Below are 2,227 nucleotides of genomic sequence, written 5' to 3'. Positions count from 1 at the left end.
AGGCGGCGGCTGCAATCATTCGCCAAGACTGGGAAACTCTTCCCCCCCAAAAGGCTAAAAGCAGAGTGGTAGCAATAATTAACAGAATCACATCGCTAACTACGTAAAGCCAATTCAAAATAGCAATTAGCAGTTCTGAGGGTTTTTCTTGTTGCATAGAAATCCACCATGCTAACAAACTACCGAATACAGCAATTGCTAACACAATTAACCACTGCCATTTTTCCAGATTGATTCGCCTGGAAGCCACAGCTAAAATCATGCCTGCGCCAAGTAATAGATAACTAAGTACAAAAAATATATCGCCTACAGACACATCCGGTTCATCTTTTAAAACTATTTCGGTATAGCCGAAAATTATCCCCCCAACGAAATAGGAAAGCATACCTAAGCCAATCAAAAGCCAAACATTTCGACCACTGACGATTTGCGGACTCAGCCAGTTCCTCAAGCATAAGATACTGGCAGCCAAATAAGCTAAAGCTTCAAAAATATTTGTGCCAATCACATACCACTCGGCGCGGCTTTCTATGCCATCCGCTCCGGGAACTTTGGCACTAAATAACAAAAAGTATAGCAGTGCCAGTACGGCCCAGCCAATATTAGCTAAGACAATGTTCTGAGTGGTGAAAATGGATTTAGAAAAGAACGAATTCTCGTAAGAGTTATTCATAAGACTTGACTATGTAGATGCTCTCTGGCAGTATTTAGAGTTAAAGGACTGTATATCTAGCAGTGTGTTTGCTAAGTAATGCACAATCAAACACCAAAAGCAAGTGCCAGTGGCAGGAATTTTGTTACTGCCATAGTTTACCCAGTGGCGATTGATTTAGCCAAGTGATAAACAGCGATCGCTCGGCTTCTGGCATATCTTCTAGCTTATAAACCACTTGTTTGGTAAAATTAGCGTTGCCAAAATAGCCCTTTCCTAATCGATGGAGTTCTTGTAACAAGATAACTACATGATTTTCTTGCCAATCAGGTATTTTGGCTGTCGGTAACGGATTAGTAGATACCAAATATTTAACTGCTTCTAGGGAAGATGCTTGGGGAAATTGCTTCTGCTTGAACACCTCCGCAATATCTTTTTCAAATAATGCAGCTTGTCTAGCACCTAAAAACTCTTCAATGTCGATAGAAACACCCTGCAACAGCAAAATACTGGCTTGGATTAAAATCGCCGTTTTGCCATGACCACCTGTATCACTATCCAGTTGCTCTAAACGGATTTTACCCCAAACACTAAAGCGTTCGGGTTCTTCCAGTAAAACACAGGCTTTACCTCGGTTATCCGTTAATTCTCTCCATAAGGCTCTAGCTTCTTCTTCTTGACTAGCTTTGAAGACACTAATCAAGCGAAAAGTTTGCCCTTGATAACTGAGGATCGGCACCTGCTGATCCTTTTTTGGGTGCTGAATGCTTGATATTTCAACATCCTGCCGTTTGAGAATAAACATGGCACTAGCAAATAACTCCTCACAGGGCACTCTTAATATGGAATATATAATGGCATTTGGCAGCATCGCCAAGGCTGAAATTACCTAGCGTACTGTGGGAATCGGCCTAGCTCGCCAGTTCTTTCCCGAAGGTAGCCGCCCAGAGGACGGTGGCGTTAACAGGCAAATAACCCCTTGACAACTCAATATATCTAAACCAATACTCCATCTGTTTCGTTTTCGGTGTAGATTAACTAACTAGCGACTAGCATCTTAGCCTTGCTAGTGGTAAATCTGCAATTTTCCATTGCTTCTTGGTAGATGAAGACGATATAATAGTGTAGATGACTCCTTGGGGAGCCATTAATTTATCTTGGGCGCGTAGCTCAGTGGATAGAGCAATTGCCTTCTAAGCAATCGGTCGCAGGTTCGAACCCTGCCGCGCTCGTTTTAACTCGATATGAACCCTCAAGCACTGTAAGGTGATATGATGATTTCCTCGATTGAGGGTTCGTTATTGCTGCATCATACTAAGAACAAAGGCGATATTGCTGCTACAAAAGCGATCGCTGATCTAACGCTTAAAGGGTATTTAGTCCTCACGCCAGTTGTTTGTGAGCATTTACCTTTTGATTTCGTTGCCTACAAAGACGATAAATTTTACAACCTGCATTCCGCAGATGTAACTCATATTACTGGTAATTTTGAAAAGTCTAGTCCAGAAAATTTTTATTAGTCTAATCTTTTGGGGTTGAATTCACTTTTATTTCCAACAATTAGGGAATCTACCA

Annotated in this window: 3 protein-coding genes and 1 tRNA gene; 2 read left to right on the top strand and 2 right to left on the bottom strand. The window is 41.6% G+C overall.

Annotated features, from left to right (window positions below; translation table 11 throughout):
* Both LC574_RS36710 and LC574_RS36705 read right to left on the bottom strand, forming a co-directional pair.
* Nucleotides 1-673, bottom strand: a 673-nt coding sequence (locus tag LC574_RS36710; RefSeq protein ID WP_229458541.1) for a hypothetical protein, incomplete at its 3' end; no start/stop codon positions are given.
* A gap of 124 nt (nucleotides 674-797) precedes the next feature.
* Complete coding sequence (locus LC574_RS36705) at nucleotides 798-1,457, bottom strand: Npun_F0813 family protein (RefSeq protein WP_229458542.1); 660 nt, start codon at nucleotides 1,455-1,457, stop codon at nucleotides 798-800.
* 354 nt (nucleotides 1,458-1,811) lie between these two features.
* Here LC574_RS36705 and LC574_RS36700 point away from each other — a divergent pair.
* Nucleotides 1,812-1,884, top strand: a tRNA-Arg gene (locus tag LC574_RS36700).
* 39 nt (nucleotides 1,885-1,923) lie between these two features.
* Nucleotides 1,924-2,172 (top strand): group I intron-associated PD-(D/E)XK endonuclease, encoded by a 249-nt coding sequence (locus LC574_RS36695; RefSeq protein ID WP_229458540.1) that lies wholly within the window; start codon nucleotides 1,924-1,926, stop codon nucleotides 2,170-2,172.
* Nucleotides 2,173-2,227 lie beyond the last annotated feature (55 nt).

It is taken from the genome of Nostoc sp. CHAB 5715 (genome assembly GCF_020829685.1).
GTDB lineage: Bacteria > Cyanobacteriota > Cyanobacteriia > Cyanobacteriales > Nostocaceae > Nostoc.
This window is presented reverse-complemented; position numbering and strand designations above follow the sequence as displayed.

Excerpts from the sequence above, each read along its gene's own strand:
- LC574_RS36695 (WP_229458540.1), top strand. The coding sequence starts at position 1,924 with ATGATGATTTCCTCGATTGAGGGTTCGTTATTGCTGCATCATACTAAG.
- LC574_RS36705 (WP_229458542.1), bottom strand. The coding sequence starts at position 1,457 with ATGTTTATTCTCAAACGGCAGGATGTTGAAATATCAAGCATTCAGCAC.